At 73.1% G+C, this 16591-nt stretch carries 17 protein-coding genes; 3 read left to right on the forward strand and 14 right to left on the reverse strand.

What is annotated here, in order from left to right:
* Window positions 1-22 precede the first annotated feature (22 nt).
* The 11 genes from pth to FS793_RS05620 all read right to left on the reverse strand — a co-directional run bounded on the left by pth (window position 23) and on the right by FS793_RS05620 (window position 10259).
* Window positions 23-598, reverse strand: a complete 576-nt coding sequence (pth, locus tag FS793_RS05570; protein ID WP_092505546.1) for an aminoacyl-tRNA hydrolase — start codon at window positions 596-598, stop codon at window positions 23-25.
* Window positions 599-619: 21 nt separating this feature from the next.
* Window positions 620-1267, reverse strand: a complete 648-nt coding sequence (locus tag FS793_RS05575) for a 50S ribosomal protein L25/general stress protein Ctc (protein WP_144719333.1) — start codon at window positions 1265-1267, stop codon at window positions 620-622.
* 192 nt (window positions 1268-1459) lie between these two features.
* A complete protein-coding gene (locus FS793_RS05580) occupies window positions 1460-2311 on the reverse strand; it encodes an SDR family oxidoreductase (RefSeq protein ID WP_144719335.1) in 852 nt (283 codons plus the stop codon).
* A gap of 11 nt (window positions 2312-2322) precedes the next feature.
* Window positions 2323-3738, reverse strand: a complete 1416-nt coding sequence (locus tag FS793_RS05585) for a GntP family permease (protein ID WP_144719337.1) — start codon at window positions 3736-3738, stop codon at window positions 2323-2325.
* Window positions 3739-3807: 69 nt separating this feature from the next.
* Window positions 3808-4332, reverse strand: coding sequence for a gluconokinase (locus FS793_RS05590; RefSeq protein WP_144719339.1), 525 nt, complete (start codon window positions 4330-4332; stop codon window positions 3808-3810).
* Window position 4333: 1 nt separating this feature from the next.
* On the reverse strand, window positions 4334-5344 hold the full coding sequence (locus tag FS793_RS05595) for a zinc-binding dehydrogenase (protein WP_144719341.1): 1011 nt from the start codon (window positions 5342-5344) through the stop codon (window positions 4334-4336).
* A 34-nt stretch (window positions 5345-5378) separates the two neighbouring features.
* Window positions 5379-6122 (reverse strand): fumarylacetoacetate hydrolase family protein, encoded by a 744-nt coding sequence (locus tag FS793_RS05600; protein WP_144719343.1) that lies wholly within the window; start codon window positions 6120-6122, stop codon window positions 5379-5381.
* Window positions 6122-6916: an SDR family oxidoreductase gene (locus FS793_RS05605; RefSeq protein ID WP_144719345.1), complete on the reverse strand. Its 795-nt coding sequence runs from the start codon at window positions 6914-6916 to the stop codon at window positions 6122-6124. Before FS793_RS05605 ends, FS793_RS05600 begins: the two co-directional genes overlap by 1 nt.
* Complete coding sequence (locus FS793_RS05610) at window positions 6913-8340, reverse strand: MFS transporter (protein ID WP_144719347.1); 1428 nt, start codon at window positions 8338-8340, stop codon at window positions 6913-6915. Before FS793_RS05610 ends, FS793_RS05605 begins: the two co-directional genes overlap by 4 nt.
* Before the next feature lie 93 nt (window positions 8341-8433).
* Window positions 8434-9216 (reverse strand): IclR family transcriptional regulator, encoded by a 783-nt coding sequence (locus tag FS793_RS05615; protein WP_144719349.1) that lies wholly within the window; start codon window positions 9214-9216, stop codon window positions 8434-8436.
* Entirely contained in the window at window positions 9216-10259 is a 1044-nt protein-coding gene (locus FS793_RS05620) for a D-2-hydroxyacid dehydrogenase (RefSeq protein ID WP_144719351.1), read from the reverse strand. Before FS793_RS05620 ends, FS793_RS05615 begins: the two co-directional genes overlap by 1 nt.
* A gap of 98 nt (window positions 10260-10357) precedes the next feature.
* Between FS793_RS05620 and FS793_RS05625 the strand changes: the two genes are divergently transcribed.
* Window positions 10358-11236, forward strand: coding sequence for an NAD(P)-dependent oxidoreductase (locus FS793_RS05625; protein WP_144719353.1), 879 nt, complete (start codon window positions 10358-10360; stop codon window positions 11234-11236).
* Window positions 11237-11264: 28 nt separating this feature from the next.
* On the opposite strand, the gene FS793_RS05630 is transcribed toward FS793_RS05625, so the two are convergent.
* Window positions 11265-12221, reverse strand: coding sequence for a TIGR03557 family F420-dependent LLM class oxidoreductase (locus tag FS793_RS05630; protein WP_144719355.1), 957 nt, complete (start codon window positions 12219-12221; stop codon window positions 11265-11267).
* A gap of 62 nt (window positions 12222-12283) precedes the next feature.
* Window positions 12284-13186, reverse strand: coding sequence for an SMP-30/gluconolactonase/LRE family protein (locus FS793_RS05635; RefSeq protein ID WP_144719357.1), 903 nt, complete (start codon window positions 13184-13186; stop codon window positions 12284-12286).
* A gap of 103 nt (window positions 13187-13289) precedes the next feature.
* On the opposite strand from FS793_RS05635, the gene gndA reads away from it, so the two are divergent.
* Both gndA and FS793_RS05645 read left to right on the forward strand, forming a co-directional pair.
* Window positions 13290-14732: an NADP-dependent phosphogluconate dehydrogenase gene (gndA, locus tag FS793_RS05640; RefSeq protein ID WP_144719359.1), complete on the forward strand. Its 1443-nt coding sequence runs from the start codon at window positions 13290-13292 to the stop codon at window positions 14730-14732.
* Window positions 14733-14816: 84 nt separating this feature from the next.
* Window positions 14817-15323, forward strand: coding sequence for a phosphoribosyltransferase (locus FS793_RS05645; protein ID WP_144719361.1), 507 nt, complete (start codon window positions 14817-14819; stop codon window positions 15321-15323).
* Here the strand turns inward: FS793_RS05645 and FS793_RS05650 are convergent.
* Complete coding sequence (locus FS793_RS05650; RefSeq protein WP_260980037.1) at window positions 15313-16530, reverse strand: mechanosensitive ion channel family protein; 1218 nt, start codon at window positions 16528-16530, stop codon at window positions 15313-15315. The genes FS793_RS05645 and FS793_RS05650 overlap by 11 nt on opposite strands.
* Window positions 16531-16591: the final 61 nt, after the last annotated feature.

A 16591-nucleotide genomic window follows, 5' to 3' on the forward strand; every position in this document is an offset into this window, starting at 1 on the left:
TGCGGCCACGACGCGCCCGCCGCTACGGCGAGTGCAGCGCCTGCTGCGCGGGCACGAGGCCGTCGCGCAGCACGTGCTCGACGGCGTCGGCGGCGGCGTCGACCATGAACGGCAGCTCCTGCTGCTCGGTGCCGCTGAAGCGCTTGAGCACGAAGTCGGCGGGATCCTGCCTGCCGGGCGGGCGGCCGATGCCGACGCGCACCCGGATGAAGTCGGCGCCGCGGGCGGCGATGACGTCCTTGAGGCCGTTGTGGCCGCCGGCCCCGCCGCCGCGCTTGAGGCGCACGGTGCCGAGCGGCAGGTCGAGCTCGTCATGCACGACGATGACCTGCTCGATGGGCACCGAGTAGTAGTCCATGAGCGACGCGACGGGGCCGCCGGACCGGTTCATGTACGTCTCGGGGAAGGCGAAGACGACCTTCGGCCCTCCCACGATGCGGCGCTCGCCCACGCTCGCGACGGCCTTGCGGTGCCGCGACCGCGTGACGCCGGCTCGCGAGCACAGCTCGTCGAGCACGTCGACGCCCACGTTGTGGCGCGTGCGCTGGTAGTCGGGCCCGGGATTCCCGAGCCCGACCACCAGCCACGCGTCAGCCATGCGCGTCGTGCGAGACGAGTGCTACTCGTCGTCCGACGACGCCTCGCCGGCCTCGTCGGCAGCCTCGGCCGTCTCGCCCTCGGCAGCCTCCTCGGCGTCCTCGTCCTCGAGCACGGGGGCCGGGGGCACCGACACGCCGACGACGAGCGTCTCGGGGTCGGTGATGAGCTCGGCGCCCTTGGGCAGCGTGACCTCGGACGCGAGGATCTGCGCGCCCTCCTCGAGGCCCTCGATCGAGACGACGACGTTCTCGGGGATGTGCAGCGCCTCGACCTCGAGCAGCAGCGTCGTGTTCTCGAGGTTGTGGATCGTGCCGGGAGCCGACTCGCCCTCGACGTGCACCGGCACGTCGACCTGGACCTTCTCGCCGCGGCGCACGACGATGAGGTCGAGGTGCTCGAGGGCGGGGATGCCCTGCAGCACGGGGTTGCGCTGGATGTCCTTCACGAGCGCCAGCTGCGACTCGCCCTCGATCTGGAGGTCGAGCACGGCGTTCGCCTTGCGCACGAGGAGGAAGACGGCGTGGCCGTCGACCGCGAGGTGGCGCGGCTCGGTGCCGTGGCCGTAGAGGACCGCGGGGATCTTGCCGGCGGCACGGAGGCGGCGGGCCGCACCCTTGCCGAACTGCGTGCGGATCTCGGTGGCGAGCGTGTTGTCGTCGCTGCTCATGGTGATGCTCCCTGTCTTCGGCCCTTCGGGCCGGGTGGTCGTCGGTCCTCGACTCGCACGCGGGAGGCAGCCTGTGGCACGCCACCGCGTCGATCACGGGCACGCCAGGCGCCCCTCGCCGAGGTCTCGACCGACGATGCTACCAGCGTCGGCGTGCCGGGCGTGTCGCGAGTCGGCCACGCGGGTGCGGGATCAGCTCGCGAAGGTCTGCTCGATCGAGCGCGCCGGCCGCCCGAGCACCCGCTCGACGTCGGGCGACACGGTGCCGAGCGAGCCGTCGGCGATCGCCGTGTAGGTCGAGACCCACGCGTCGAGCTGCCAGTCCTCGGCGCCCCACGCGTCGCGGCGCCACGCGTACGCATCCTCGACCGTCTCGTCCTCGTAGCGCAGCGTGCGCCCCGTCGCGATGCCGCCGCGTGCGATGGCCTCGGCCATCGTCGGCGCCTCCGGACCCGTGAGCGTGTACGTCTCGCCCGCGTGCGGCGCGGGATCGCGCAGCACGGCGGCGGCGACGTCGGCGATGTCCTGCTGCGCGACGGCGGCGATGCGCCCGTCGCCCGCGGGGCCGCGCACGACGCCGTCGGCGTCGGCGAAGCGCACGAGCGACTCCTGGTACAGCCCGTCGCGCAGGAACGTCCACCGCATCCCCGACGCGCGCAGCGCCTGCTCGGCCTCGTGGTGGTCGCGACCGAGCGTGAACGTGGCGTCGGGCGCCGCGCTCTGGAACGACGTGTAGACGACGTGGCCGACGCCCGCCTCGGCCGCGGCGGCGATCGCGGTCGCGTGGTCGAGGCGGCGCGTCGGCGACTCGGATGCGGAGACGAGCAGCAGGGTGTCGACGCCCGTGAACGCGGCGCAGCACTCGTCCGCGTCGGCGTAGGCGGCGACACGCACCTCGACTCCGGCCGGCGCGCGCGCCGCGTCGCGCACGACGGCGATGGGCGCGAGGTCGGCGAGCTGCTCGAGCACGAGGCCGCCGAGCGTGCCGGTGACGCCCGTGAGCGCGAGGACGCCGCGCGCGTGCGCCGCGGAGGGAGAGGTCATGCGCTCATCCTCTACCCCAGGACGCCGCCGATCGCGTAGATCGCGAGCGACAGGCCGAAGCCGAGCACGGCCATGAGGCCCTGCAGCAGCGTCCACGTCGACAGCGTCTGCTTCATGTCCATGCCGAAGAAGCGGCTGACGAGCCAGAACCCGGAGTCGTTGACGTGGCTGAAGCCGACGGATCCGGCAGCCGTGGCGAGCACGATGGCCGCGATCTCGATCGCGTTGTAGTCGCCGGCCGCGACGACGCCCGTCATGAGCGAGGCGGCCGTCGTGAGCGCCACGGTCGCCGAGCCCTGCGCGATGCGCACGATCTGCGAGATGAGGAAGGCGGCGACGATCGCAGGCAGCCCGACGCCGTTGAGCGACTCGGCGACCGCGTCGCCGATGCCCGTCGCGCGCAGCACGCCACCGAACATGCCGCCGGCGCCCGTCACGAGCACGACGGAGCAGATGGGGCCGAGCGCGGAGTCCGCGAGCCGCTCGACGAGGGCACCCGGCTTGCCCATGCCCCAGCCGAGCACCCACATCGACACGAAGACCGTGATGAGCAGCGCGACGGGCGTCTCGCCGAGCGTGCGCAGGACCGCGACCCACGGCTCGGCCTTGAACGCGTCGGGGTCGGGCTGGAACGACGCCGCCATGTTGAGGCCCGTGTTGAGCAGGATGAGGACGAGCGGCAGCAGCAGCAGGGCGATGATGCGCCCGACCGACGGCGACGAGCGGAACGCCTCCACGTCCTCGTCGCCCGCCTTGCCGTCGAGGATCGTCGGCACGGGGATGTCGAACCGCGTGCCGATGCGCGAGCCGACGAGGATGCCGGCGACGTACCAGACGGGGATGGCGACGACGAGGCCCAGCACGAGCACGAGGCCGACGTCGGCACCGTAGATCGCGGCTGCGGAGACCGGGCCGGGGTGCGGCGGCACGAAGATGTGCATCGCCGAGAAGGCGATGGCGGCGGGGAACGCGATCGACAGGAACGAGCCGCCGACGCGGCGCGAGACGGCGTAGATGATGGGCATCATCACGACGAGGCCCGCGTCGAAGAAGATCGGGAAGCCCATGAGCAGGCTCGCGATCGACAGCGCGAGCCCGGCGCGCTGCTCGCCGAAGCGCGCGATCATCGCATCCGAGAGCACCTTCGCGCCGCCGGATGCCTCGATCATGCGCCCGAGCATCGCGCCGAGCGCGACGAGCAGCATGACGCTGCCGAGCGTGGGGTTGAAGCCGAACCCGAGCGCCTCGACGAGGCGCTCGAACGGGATGCCCGCCGCGATGGCCGTGAGGATGCTCGTGAGCATGAGGGCGAGGAAGGCGTGCACCTTGAACGCCATGATGAGCACGAGCAGCAGCGCCACGGCGCCGGCCGCGAGCAGCAGCAGCCCTCCCGTGCCGAGGTCCCACATCAGGGTCAGGTCGTCCATGGCGTCGCTCGTTCCGTGTCGTGTCGTGCGTGTCGGGTCGTACGTGGGCGGCTGCGAGGGCGCCCGGGGTCAGTCGCTGCGGGCGCGGCGCTGCAGCAGGCGCTGCAGGTCGTCGACGATCTGCTCGGGCGTGCGCTCGATGTCGACGCCCACGCCGTCCTCCCAGTCGGCCAGCGGCTCGAGCGTCTCGAGCTGGCTGTCGAGCAGCGTCGTCGGCATGTACTCGTGGTCGCGGCCCGCGAGGCGCTCCTGCAGCAGGTCGCGGCCGCCGACGAGGTGCACGAAGAGCAGGTCGGGCACGCTCGAGCGCAGCAGCTCGCGATACCAGCGCTTGAGCGCCGAGCACGCGACGATGACGATGCGGCCCGCGGCGCGCTCCTCGGCGATGCGCTCGCCGATGATCTTCAGCCAGGGCACCCGATCCTCGTCGGTGAGCGGTGTGCCGCCCGCCATCTTCTGCTTGTTGGCGGGCGGGTGCAGGTCGTCGCCGTCGATGAAGGCCACGTTCAGGCGGGCCGCGAGCGCGGCGCCGATCGTGGACTTGCCGGTGCCCTGCGCTCCCATCACGATCATGGGCGGATACGTGACGGCCATGTCAGCCTCTCGGGTCGTCGGCAGCGGTGTCGGCGGCGGCGAAGCGCAGCAGCACCTTCGACGATACCGACGCATCGCGCGCGACCTCGAGCGCGTCGAGCGCGTCGACGGCGTCGAGCACGTGCGTGACGACGGGATCGACGGCGAGCGAGCCGTCGGCCAGCGCGGCGACGACGTCGTCGATCTCGTCGACGAACCGGAACGAGCCGACGAGATGCAGCTCGCGCGTGATGGCCGTCGCGATCGGCACGGCCACCTCGCCGGAGCGCTGGAGGCCGAGCATGACGACGGTGCCGCCGCGGCGGGCCGCGCGGATGGCGGCGTGCAGGCCCGGCAGCGTGCCCGACGACTCGACGACGACGTCGGCCTCGACGGCGGCGAGCGCCTCGGCGTCGCGCGCGTCGATCGTGCGATCGGCGCCGACCTCCCTGGCGATGCGCATCGGCAGCTCGTGCAGATCGCTCGCGACGACCTCTGCGGCGCCGTGGTGCCGCAGCACTGCGACCGCGAGGGCGCCGATGGGGCCCGAGCCGATCACGAGCGCACGCAGGCCGCGCACGTCGCCCGCCTGCCCCACGCCGTGCCACGCGACAGCGGCGGGCTCGGCGAGCGCCGCGGTGCGCAGGTCGAGGCCATCGGGCAGCGCGCGCAGCATCCGCGTCGGCAGCGCCACGGACGTCGCGAAGGCGCCGTCCTGGTGCGGCAGCCGCGCCGCGGAGCCGAGGTACGAGTCGGGCGTCGCGGGATGCACCGTCACGGGCGTGCCGGCCGCAGGCCCCGAGCCGTCCGCGGCCGCGACGGCGACGACGCCCGACACCTCGTGGCCGAGCACCATGGGCTCGCGCAGGATCGACTCCCCCGCGGCACCGTGCTGCCAGTAGTGCAGGTCGGAGCCGCAGATGCCGCCGTAGGCGACGGCGACGACGGCCTCGTCGGCCGCGGGCGTCGGATCGGGCACCTCCTCGACGCGGACGTCGGATGCGGCGTGGGCGACGACGGCGATGGATGCCATGGCTCCTGCTCTCGGGTGGGGGTGGGCGGGGGTGTCAGCGCAGCGGCGTCGTGAGCAGCAGGTCGCCGACGCGGACGTCGACGCGGTCGCCGGGCTGCGCAGGCGCGTTCGAGAACGGCGCACCCGTCATGATGACGTCGCCCGGCCCCAGCGGCACCCAGTGCGAGACGTAGGCGACGCACTCGGCGAGCGACACGGGCAGCGCGTCGCTCGTCGTGTCGACGACGTCGGCGCCGCCGACCGTCATCCGGATCGGCACGTCGCCGACGGGACCCGTCTCGATCCAGGGGCCGAGCGGCGTCGCGCCGACGCCGCCCTTGGCCTCGAAGTTGCGCTGGTCGACGAGCGAGCGGTCGGGATACGACACGTCGTTCACGGCCGTGTAGCCGAGGATGCCGGCCATCGCCTCGTCGACGCTCGCCTGGAAGAGGTCGCGACCCACGACGAGCGCGAGCTCGGCCTCGACGACGAGGCGACCCGCATCGCGGCGCGCGTCGACGGGCACGCCGCTCGCGACGACGGTCCGGGGCGACTTCAGCCATGCCTGCACGGGCAGCGGGTGATCGTTCTGCCCGCGGTTCTGCGCGATGCCGACGATCGTCAGCGGCGCGCACGGCGCGAGGAGCACGGGATCGACGAGCGGATCGCCGACCGGTGCAGGATCCGCGCCGAGCCCGAACGCGACGTACGGATCGGCGATCGGTCGCCACGGCGCATCCGGCCCAGGCGCGCCGATCCAGGTGGCGACGCCGTCGACGAGCGTGCGTGCGATGCGCATCACACCACCGCCGTCATGCCGCCGTCGACGTGCAGCGTCTGCCCGTTGACGAACGCCGAGGCGTCGGAGGCGAGGAACACCGCGGCGCCCACGAGGTCGCGCACGTCGCCCCAGCGGCCGGCGGGCGTGCGGCCGCGCACCCATGACGAGAACTGCTCGTCGGCCACGAGCGGCGCCGTGAGCTCGGTCGCGAAGTAGCCGGGCGCGATCGCGTTGGCGGTGATGCCGTGCGGCGCGAGGTCGGCGCACAGGCCCTTCGTGAGCATGACGATCGCGCCCTTCGTCGCCGAGTACGGGGCGATCGATGGCCGCGCGAGCAGCGACTGCACCGAGCCGATCGACACGATGCGGCCCGAGCCGCGGGCGATCATGCCGCGCGCGACGCGCCTCGAGAGCAGGAAGGCGCTCGTGAGGTTGGTCGCGAGCAGGTCGTGCCAGTCGTCGTCGGCGAACTCGGCGATCGGCCCACGGCGCTGGATGCCCGCGTTGTTCACGAGCACGTCGGGCGTGCCGAGCTCGGCCTCGAGCGCTCCGATGCCCGCATCCACCGCCGCGGCATCCGTGACGTCGAAGGTCGACACGTGCGTCGGCGCCCCCGTCGCCTGCGCGATCTCGGCGGCGGCGCGCTCGGCCTTGGCACGATCGCGGCCGTGCACGACCACCGTGGCGCCCGCCCCCGCGAGCCCCTCGGCGAGCGCGCGCCCGATCCCCTGGCTCGACCCCGTCACGAGCGCGACGCGTCCCGTGAGGTCGAAGGCGGCGAGCCCCGCCGGTCGGTCGTGGTCTGCGGTCATGCGCGTGCCTCCGTGATGATGACGCCCGTGTGCTCCTCGTCCGTGGAGATGCGCACGGCATCCTCGGTGCGGAGCAGATCCCTGCCTCGAGTCTCGGGTACGAGGAAGGTCGCCGCGGTCGTGATGGCCGCGAGCGTCGCGACGTAGAGGGCCATGACCTGCCACGTGCCGTCGGTGAGCGTGAGCAGCCACACGCCCAGCACGCCCGCGAGGCCACCGGCGAGCACCGCCGAGAGCTCGCGCGCCATCGCGACGCCGAGGTACCGGTGCCGGTTGCCGAAGAGCTCGGGCAGCATGGCGCACTGCGGGCCGAGCATCGAGTTGACCGCGACGCCGATGCCGATCGCGATGACCGCGATCGCGAGCCAGCCGATGCCGAGCGACAGCGCGTACCAGGCGGGGAACGCGTAGAGCAGCATGAAGACGGCGCCGAAGCGGTACACCGCCTTGCGGCCGAAGCGGTCGGAGAGATGCCCGGTGAGCGGCACCGAGAAGATGCCGATGAGCGAGCCGACCGTGACGCCCCACGTGGCGACGCCGCGGTCGATGGGGTTCGCGAGGAACGCGCCGGCGCCCGCGGTCGCGACGAACGCGAGCGTGACGTTCTGGAAGATGTACGAGCCGCCGTTCTCGGCCATGCGCAGGCCGATGCCCGTGATGACGCCGGGCAGGCCGCGCGTGAAGATCTCGCGGAGGGGGCGCTCGGCGACCTGCTCGTGCTTCTCGAGCTCGACGAACGTCGGCGTCTCGCGCAGGCGCAGGCGGATGAAGAGCGCGACGAGGATGAGCAGGAACGAGGCGAGGAACGGCACGCGCCAGCCCCATGACAGCAGCTGATCCTCGGGCAGCAGCGCGATGCCCGAGAAGACGAGGGCGGCGAGCAGCGTGCCCGCCTGGATGCCGACGAACGGCAGCGCCGAGAAGAAGCCGCGACGCGCGACGGGCGCGTACTCGGCCATGAGCACGGTGGCGCCCGCCTGCTCGGCGCCGGCGCCGAAGCCCTGCAGGATGCGCATGAGCACGAGCAGCATCGGCGCGAGGATGCCGACCTGCTCGTAGGTCGGCAGGAGGCCGATGGCGGTGGAGGCGCCGCCCATGAGCACGATCGTGACGACGAGCACCCACTTGCGGCCGAGGCGGTCGCCGAGGATGCCGAAGACCAGGCCGCCGATGGGACGAGCGACGAAGCCGACGCCGTAGATCGCGAATGCGCCGACGAGGCCGATGGCGGGGTCGGACTGGTCGAAGAAGAGCACGTTGAACACGAGCGCCGTCATGAGGCCGTAGAGCGCGAAGTCGAAGTACTCGAGGGCGCTGCCGACGCTCGAGGCGAGCGTCGCGCGCCGCAGGTTGGCGGCGTAGTCCGGGTCGTCGCTGGGACGGGCGGCGGGGTCCGCCTGCGCCGAGGTGTGCGCGTCGGTCACGATCTCTCCTTCGAGCCCGCGTCCCCCGCTTCGGGGACGCTCGTGCAGGTCACGGTACCAGCATGATGAACGGAGTCCAACCCGCTGAACGCATCAGTGCGCGGGGCGTCCGAGGGGGTTGGTGAGCGCCGTGGCCGCCTCCTGCAGCGCGAGCCCGACCGCGGCGACGTGCTCCGGCGTCGCGGCGTCGGCGGGCAGCGCCACGCCGATCGCGAGCGCGGGGTCGCTCGGCGTCCAGGCAGGCAGCGGCACCGCGACGCCCGTGATCCCCTCGAACGACTGCCCCTCGTCGACGGCGTAGCCGCGCTCGCGCGCGCGGCGCACCTTCGCGACGACCGCATCCACGTCGCCCGCGGATCGTGCCGTCAGCCGCGGCGCGGGGTCGGCGAGCATGAGCGCCCGCACCTCGTCGTCGTCGAGCGCCATGAGCAACGCGTTGCCCGTCGCCGACAGGCCGGCGTGCAGCCGCGAGCCGAGCGGCGTGCCGATGCGGCCGTGCGCGCGCCCCTCGTGCCTCGCCAGGTACAGCGCGTCCGATTCGGCGAGCATCGCGATCTGCACCACCTCGCGGCGCAGCACCGTCGAGCGCTCGCAGACCGAGAACAGCTCGCGCACCTGGTTGAACTGGAACGTGTACGCCGCGCCGAGCTCGGCGATGCCCCGTCCCAGCCGGAAGCCGAGCGGCACGCGCTCGACGACGCCTCCGGCCTCCAACGCGAGGCACAGGTTCGATGCCGACGACTTCGCGATGCCGAGGGCCTTCGACAGCTCCGTGAGCGTCATGGGGCCGTCGGATGCCGCGAGCAGCCCGAGGATGCCGAGGCCGCGCGTGACCGCAGGGGCCGGATCGCGCTGCTCGGCGCCGCCGCCGGCCATCAGTAGAACTCCACCGTGTCGACGACGTTGCGCATGGGCTCGCCATCGAGCAGCCGCCCGGCGTTCTCGGCGAAGAGCTCGGCGATGCGTGCGGGCTCGTCCTCGTGCAGCGCAGCGGTGTGCGGGCTGAGCAGCACGCGCTCGTGGCTCCACAGCGGGCTCTCGGTCGGCAGCGGCTCGACGGCGGTGACGTCGAGCGCTGCGTAGCCGATGCGACCGTCCTCGAGCGCGCGCAGCAGCGCGTCCTCGTCGACGACCGTGCCGCGGCCGACGTTCACGAGGATCGTGCCGGGGCGCACGTCCGCGAGCACGGCGTCGCCGACGAGGCGCTCGGTGAGGGCCGTGCCCGGCAGCGTGAGCACGATGGCGTCGACCTGCGCCGCGGCCGCCGCGAGGTCGTCGGCCGGCACGAGGCGATCGACGTGCGGCACCGGCTCGCCCGAGCGCGTCGTGCCCCAGATGGTCGCGCCGAGCGCACCGAGCTTCGCGGCGACCTGCTGGCCGATGCCGCCGAGGCCCACGACGAGCACCGTCATGTCCTCGACGTGCCGCATGGCCCAGCCGTCGTCCCAGCTGCGCTCGCGTCGCTGCCGCTCGAGGCGCGGCACGTCCTTCGCACCGGCGAGCACGCCGAGCACGGCCCACTCGGCGAGCGGCGCGCCGTGCACGCCCGCGCTCGTCGTGAACGTCACGCGCTCGAGCGTCGCGGCATCGAGCCCTGCGGCCTTCACCTGACCGCCGCCGCCCGCCGCCATCGTGTGCACCCACCGCACCGAGTCGGACGTCTCGAGCACGCGTGCGAGCGTCGCAGGCGAGTCCGGGATGCCGAACAGGGCGTCCGCCTCCCCCGCCATCGCCTCGAAGGCAGCCTGGTCGGCGGCCGATCGCTCGGGCCAGCGCGGACGAGCCCACTCGCCGATCGATCGCGCGGGGGGCGCGAGCCGCTCGTCGCGCAGGAGCTCGACGCGCGGCTCGAGCTCGGTGATCCTGGCGCACAGCGCCTCCGGCAGTCCCGTCATGATCGCGACGCGGAGTCGATCCATGGCCCATCCCCTTCGATCGGTGGCACGTGCGTGCAGCCTATCGATCATTCAGCACTGTGGACATGGTTCTGCCCAGTGGACGCCCGTATCCTGGACGCATGAGCCAGCACGACGCCGCGGTCGGCGTGATCGGGCTCGGCGCGATGGGGCGACCCATGGCCGAGCATCTCCTGCGCGCCCACGGGCGCCTCGTCATCACGGGACGCACGCGTCGCCACGAGGATCTCGAGGCACTGGGCGCCACGTGGGTCGACACGCCGCGCGCGCTGGCAGCCGACGTCGACGTCGTGCTGTCGATGCTGCCCGACCTCCCCCAGCTCGAGGCCGCGCTCGACGGCCCCGATGGCCTCCTCGCCGCCGATCGTCCGCTGCTGCTGCTCGTCGCCTCCACATCGTCGCCGACGCGCGTGCGCGAGCTCGCGGACCGGCTCGCGCGCGACGGCGACGGCCGGGTCCGCGTCGTCGACTGCCCCGTCTCGGGCGGCGTGGGCGGCGCGACCGACGGGACGCTCTCGATCATGCTCGGCGGGTCGGAGGCCGACGCCGCCGAGGCGGCCGCCGCGCTCGCACCGTGCGGCACCCCCGTGCACCTCGGCCCGCTCGGCGCCGGCCAGGTGGCGAAGGCGGCGAACCAGCTCGTCGTCGGCGCGACGATGCTCGCGATCGCGGAGGCGACCGTGCTCGCCGAGCGCTCCGGCATCGACGTCGATCGCCTCTGGACGCTGCTGCAGGGCGGCTACGCGGGGTCGAACCTGCTGCGCGCCAACCACCGCAGGCTCGTCGACGAGGACTACGAGCCCGGCGGGCTCGCCAGGTACATGGTGAAGGACCTCGGCTTCGCCACCGACGTCGCCGACGCCACGAGCACGCACGCGACGCTGCTGCCCGCGCTGCGCGCCGCCTACGTCGAGCTCGTGGAGGCGGGCCTCGGCGACGACGACCTCTCGGTCGCACGCCGCTTCGTCGCCGAGCGCTGACTCGCGCGGCCGGACCGCGCGGTGCCCGCTACAGCGAGCGCAGCCGCGGGCCGAGCTCGTCGGAGAAGAACGTCATGAACGCGTCGGGGTCCTCGCTCGCGTCCATGAGCGCGACGTGGTCGAAGCCCGCGTCGACGAACTGCGTGACCACCTCGACGTGCCGCTCGACGTCGGGCCCGCACGCGAACGCCTCCTCCATGTCCTCGACGCGCACGGCCTGCGTCGCCTGGTCGAACGCGACCGGGTCGGGCAGCTCCGCGAGCACCTTCCAGCCGAGCGATCCGAAGCGGAAGCGTCGGTGCGCGGCCTCGGCGCCCGCGCGCGCGTCGGCGGCGTAGGCCGTCGGCGCCTCGGCGTAGCGGGGCCCGCTGCCGCCCGCCGACGTCCACGCGTCGACGAGCGACGCGTCGGGGTCGGTCGAGAAGATGCCGTCGCCGAGCTCGGCAGCGAGCGCCGCGGCCTGCGGCCCACCCGCCGCGACCACGATCTCGGGCAGTCGCTCGGGCAGGTCGTAGACGCGCGCGTCCTCGAGGCGGAGGTGCTCGCCGCGATAGGAGTGCGTGCCGCCCGACCACAGCAGACGGATGATCTCGAGCGCCTCGCGGAAGCGCGCATGGCGATCGCCGACCTCCGGCCATCCCTGGCCGACGATGCGCTCGCTCAGCCGCTCCCCCGCTCCGACGCCGAGCGTGAACCGTCCGTCGGAGATGATCTGCAGGGTCGCGGCGGCCTGCGCGACGATCGCCGGGTGGTACCGGATCGACGGGCAGGTGACGCCGGTCGCGAATCGCAGCGTGGTGGTCTGCGCCGCGATGGCCGAGAGGATCGCCCACGCGAACGACGAGTGCGCGTGCTCGGGGAGCCACGGATGGAAGTGGTCGCTGATCTCGACGAAGTCGAACCCGGCGCGCTCGGCCTCGACGGCTCTGCGGATCAGCTCCTTCGGAGCGACGTCCTCGGCGAAGAGCTTGTATCCGATCTGCATGCCGTCACGGTCGCAGCACGCGTCCGCTGCCGCGACCGGGTGGACGGCAGCGCGCCGGCTTGCTACGCGGGCCGGGTCGTGGTCCGCACGCGGTAGACGCTGGTCGTCGCGGTGATCCACAGCCATCCGTCGTCGCCGAACGCGACGTTCGCGACGGTCTCGGGCACGGGCACGAACGCGAGCCGCTCGCCGGCGGGCGCGAAGACGTGCACGCCGTCGCCGCTCGACGACCACACCCGACCCTCGACGTCGACCGCGATGCCGTCGGGCGTGCCGCCCTCGACGCGCACGAACCGCCGCCCCTCGATCGCGACCGCGTCGCCACCCGAGCCGACGACGCGGTAGGCGCGGATCGTGGCGACCTCGTCGGTGACGTCGGCACCGGCCGACTCCGTGACGTACAGCGTCGCGTGGTCCGGGCTGAAGGCGATGCCGTTGGGCTTCGCCATGTCGGTCACGACCGCACGGATGCCGTCGACCTCGCTCCATCGGAACACGAAGCAGCCGCCGTACTCGCGCTCGCCCGCGTGCCCCTCCTTCGGCTGCTCGATGCCGTAGGGCGGATCCGTGAACCAGATCGACCCGTCGGGGTGCTCGACGAGGTCGTTCGGCGAGTTCAGACGGTGCTCGCCGAAGCGGTCCACGAGCACCGTCACCGCGCCGTCGCGCTCGAGCTCGACGGCACGTCGTCCGTGCGAGCACTGCACGACGCCGCCGCGTGCGTGGATGCGGGCGTTCGTGAACTCGACGTCCGTGCGATGCACGCGCAGCTCGCCCGCCTCGTCGACCTCGAGGATGCGGTCGCCGTGGATGTCCGACCAGCGCAGCCGACGCGTGTCCGGCATCCACAACGGCCCCTCGCTCCACCCGGCGCCCGTCGCCATGCGCTCGACGCGCGCGTCGGCGGCGAGCAGGTCGGACGGGTCGCGGATCGGGGGCGGCGCGGAGGCGGGCGTCGTCGTCATGCCTCGATGCAACCAGAGCCGCGCGCACGCGGACGAGCCCCTGCACCCCGCATGCGGGCGCGACTAGCCTGGAAGGGCATCCCCTCGATCTGACTGGAGCAGCATGCCCACCGCCAACATCGCCGTCGTCGGACTCGCCGTCATGGGGTCGAACCTCGCGCGCAACCTCGCGAGCCGCGAGGGCAACACGGTCGCCGTGTACAACCGCACCACCGCGAAGACCGACGCCCTCCTCGAGGCCCACCCGGAGGCCGGGTTCGTGAAGGCCGCGACGATGCAGGAGCTCGCCGACAGCCTGCAGACGCCCCGCACCGCGATCATCATGGTCAAGGCCGGCCGCCCCACCGACGCCGTCATCGACGAGCTCGTCTCGGTGTTCGAACCGGGCGACATCATCGTCGACGGGGGCAACGCCCTGTTCACCGACACGATCGCGCGCGAGAGGAAGGTGCGCGAGACGGGCATCCACTTCGTCGGCTGCGGCATCTCCGGCGGCGAGGAGGGCGCGCTCAACGGCCCGTCGCTCATGCCCGGCGGCACGAAGGAGTCGTACGAGACCCTCGGCCCCATCCTCGAGAAGATCGCCGCGGTCGCCGAGGGCGAGCCGTGCGTGACGCACATCGGCGCCGACGGCGCCGGCCACTTCGTGAAGATGATCCACAACGGCATCGAGTACGCCGACATGCAGCTCATCGCCGAGGCGTACGACCTCATCCGCCACGCGACGGGCAAGTCGCCGGCCGAGATCGCCGACATCTTCGCCGAGTGGAACGAGGGCGACCTCGAGTCGTACCTCATCGAGATCACCGCCGAGGTGCTGCGGCAGGTCGACGCGAAGACCGGCCAGCCGCTCGTCGACGTCATCCTCGACGCCGCCGGCGCCAAGGGCACGGGTGCATGGACGGTGCAGACCGCCCTCGACCTCGGCGTGCCGGTGTCGGGCATCGCCGAGGCCGTCTTCGCCCGCTCGCTGTCGTCGAAGCCGGCCCAGCGCGCGGCCGGCGCCGCCCTGCCGGGTCCGTCGTCGCCGTGGTCGGTGCAGGATGCCGACGCGTTCGTCGAGGACGTGCGCCTCGCGCTCTACGCATCGAAGGTCATCGCATACTCGCAGGGCTTCGACGCCATCATCCAGGGCGCGCTCGACCACGACTGGGCGATCGACAAGGGCGAGGTCGCGAAGATCTGGCGCGGCGGCTGCATCATCCGCGCCCGCTTCCTCAACCGCATCACCGAGGCGTACGCGGCCGACCCCGGCCTCGTCGCGCTCGTGACGGCGCCCTTCTTCGCCGACGTCATGGCGACGGCGCAGGACTCGTGGCGTCGCATCGTCGCCGGCGCGGCGCAGTCGGGCATCCCGATCCCCGCGTTCGCCTCGTCGCTCGCGTACTACGACGGCCTGCGCGCCCCGCGTCTGCCCGCCGCCCTCGTGCAGGGCCAGCGCGACTTCTTCGGCGCGCACACGTACAAGCGCATCGACGCCGAGGGCACCTTCCACACGCTGTGGTCGGGCGACCGCTCGGAGATCGAGGCCGAGGACACCCACTGAGCGTCTGACGCTCGAAGGCACGGCGCGTCGCCCCTCGCGGGCGGCGCGCCGTCTGCGCGTCCGGGTGCGTGGCACGATCGAGGCATGAGCGCCTTCCACGCCGACGCATCCGACCTCGCGGCACCCGACAAGGAGGTGCTCACCTGGCAGGGCTTCGGCGACGCCGGTCGCGAGCTCGCGACCACGATCGCCGCCGACGGCTACCAGCCGGAGATCGTCATCGCCGTCGCGCGCGGCGGCCTGCTGCCCGCCGGCCACCTCGCGTACGCGCTCGGCCTCAAGCTCGCCGACGCCATCAACGTCGAGTTCTACACCGACGTGCACGAGACGCTGCCCGACCCCGTGCTGCTCGAGCCCATGCTCGACGCCGAGGCGATCCGGGGCCGCCGCCTGCTCGTCGTCGACGACGTCGCCGACTCGGGCCGCACGCTCGCGCTCGTGCTCGACCTGCTGCGCGGCATGGGCGCCGAGGCGCGCTCGGCCGTGCTCTACGCGAAGCCGACGTCGGTCGTCGACCCCGACTTCGTGTGGCGCCGCACCGACCGGTGGATCGTGTTCCCCTGGTCGGCCGAGCCGCCGGTCACCGCCTGACGTCGGCGTCGGCGTCGTCGGGGCGCACGATCTCGATGGGATGCGTGAACGTCTCGCGCCGCGCCTCCGCCTCGGCGTCGCCCGAGAACAGGCCCGGCACGTCGCCCGTCGCCGGGTGCGGCCGACGCGGCTCGGGCGACCGCTGCTGCGCCACCTCGACGCGCTGCAGCGGCAGCGCCTCGGGATGCTCGGCGCGCAGGAAGTCCACGAGGCGCTCGCGCACGAGGCAGCGCAGGTCGAACAGCGCCGCGGAGTCCTCCGCCGACACGAGCACGCGCACGTGCACCATGCCGCCGACGGCGTCGGTGATCTGCAGCACCTGCACGCGCCGATCCCACAGCTCGCTGCCCTCGACGATGCGCACGAGCTCGGCGCGCATCCGATCGACCGGCACGCGCCAGTCCACGTCGAGCTCGACGGCGCCGAGCAGCTCGCTCGACGTGCGCGTCCAGTTCTCGAACGGCGTCGACGTGAAGTAGGTCGACGGCAGCACGAGGCGGCGGTCGTCCCAGATCCGCACGACGACGTACGTGAGCGTGACCTCCTCGATCGTGCCCCAGTGGCCCTCGACCACGACGACGTCGTCGACGCGCAGCGCGTCGGAGCCGACGAGCTGCAGGCCGGCGAAGACGTTGCCGAGCACCGACTGCGCCGCGAGGCCCGCGACGAGGGATGCGACGCCCGCGGAGGCGAGCAGGCTCGTGCCCGCGACGCGGGCACCCTCGAACGTGAAGAGCGCGGCGCCGATCGCGATGACGACGATGACGACGACGAGCACGCGGCGCATGATCGCGATCTGCGTGTGCACCTTGCGGCGGTGGCGATCGCCCTCCGTCGCGCCGTAGCGGGCGAGCACCGCGTCGCCGGCGACGGCCAGGATGCGCACGACGAGCCAAGCGCCCTGTGCGATCGCGGCGATGAGCAGCGCGTGCGCGATGACGTCGCCGGCCGCGCCGAGCGACGCCTGGACGCCGAGCGACGCGAAGGCGATCGCGAACGCGATGGTGCCGGCGAGCGTCGCGACCGGCCACCGCAGCGGCCGGCGCATCGCGACGACGCGGGTGCGCGACCGCGTGATGGCGGCGGCCACCGCGACGAGCACGAGGCTCGCCGCGACGGCGGCGACGAGCGCGATCCCGGCGGCGACGCCCACGCTCATCAGCAGGTCGATGGACTGCGTCATCTCCTCGGACACGACCTCGGGCATGGCACGGCTCCCTCCTCGTGGAGCGGGCCACGATGCCATGCGAACGTGTCGGTGAGGTGTC

This window comes from Agrococcus jejuensis, from assembly GCF_007679035.1.
GTDB classification, from domain to species: Bacteria; Actinomycetota; Actinomycetes; order Actinomycetales; family Microbacteriaceae; genus Agrococcus; species Agrococcus jejuensis_A.

What these genes read in the sequence shown, in the direction of transcription:
- FS793_RS05585 (WP_144719337.1), bottom strand. Translation starts at nt 3,738, where the DNA reads ATGGACGACCTGACCCTGATGTGGGACCTCGGCACGGGAGGGCTGCTG.
- FS793_RS05630 (WP_144719355.1), bottom strand. Translation starts at nt 12,221, where the DNA reads ATGCAGATCGGATACAAGCTCTTCGCCGAGGACGTCGCTCCGAAGGAG.
- FS793_RS05595 (WP_144719341.1), bottom strand. Translation starts at nt 5,344, where the DNA reads ATGGCATCCATCGCCGTCGTCGCCCACGCCGCATCCGACGTCCGCGTC.
- FS793_RS05625 (WP_144719353.1), top strand. Translation starts at nt 10,358, where the DNA reads ATGAGCCAGCACGACGCCGCGGTCGGCGTGATCGGGCTCGGCGCGATG.
- FS793_RS05620 (WP_144719351.1), bottom strand. Translation starts at nt 10,259, where the DNA reads ATGGATCGACTCCGCGTCGCGATCATGACGGGACTGCCGGAGGCGCTG.
- FS793_RS05600 (WP_144719343.1), bottom strand. Translation starts at nt 6,122, where the DNA reads ATGCGCATCGCACGCACGCTCGTCGACGGCGTCGCCACCTGGATCGGC.
- FS793_RS05650 (WP_260980037.1), bottom strand. Translation starts at nt 16,530, where the DNA reads ATGCCCGAGGTCGTGTCCGAGGAGATGACGCAGTCCATCGACCTGCTG.
- FS793_RS05615 (WP_144719349.1), bottom strand. Translation starts at nt 9,216, where the DNA reads ATGGCCGGCGGCGGCGCCGAGCAGCGCGATCCGGCCCCTGCGGTCACG.
- pth (WP_092505546.1), bottom strand. Translation starts at nt 598, where the DNA reads ATGGCTGACGCGTGGCTGGTGGTCGGGCTCGGGAATCCCGGGCCCGAC.
- FS793_RS05575 (WP_144719333.1), bottom strand. Translation starts at nt 1,267, where the DNA reads ATGAGCAGCGACGACAACACGCTCGCCACCGAGATCCGCACGCAGTTC.
- FS793_RS05590 (WP_144719339.1), bottom strand. Translation starts at nt 4,332, where the DNA reads ATGGCCGTCACGTATCCGCCCATGATCGTGATGGGAGCGCAGGGCACC.
- gndA (WP_144719359.1), top strand. Translation starts at nt 13,290, where the DNA reads ATGCCCACCGCCAACATCGCCGTCGTCGGACTCGCCGTCATGGGGTCG.
- FS793_RS05580 (WP_144719335.1), bottom strand. Translation starts at nt 2,311, where the DNA reads ATGACCTCTCCCTCCGCGGCGCACGCGCGCGGCGTCCTCGCGCTCACG.
- FS793_RS05645 (WP_144719361.1), top strand. Translation starts at nt 14,817, where the DNA reads ATGAGCGCCTTCCACGCCGACGCATCCGACCTCGCGGCACCCGACAAG.
- FS793_RS05635 (WP_144719357.1), bottom strand. Translation starts at nt 13,186, where the DNA reads ATGACGACGACGCCCGCCTCCGCGCCGCCCCCGATCCGCGACCCGTCC.
- FS793_RS05605 (WP_144719345.1), bottom strand. Translation starts at nt 6,916, where the DNA reads ATGACCGCAGACCACGACCGACCGGCGGGGCTCGCCGCCTTCGACCTC.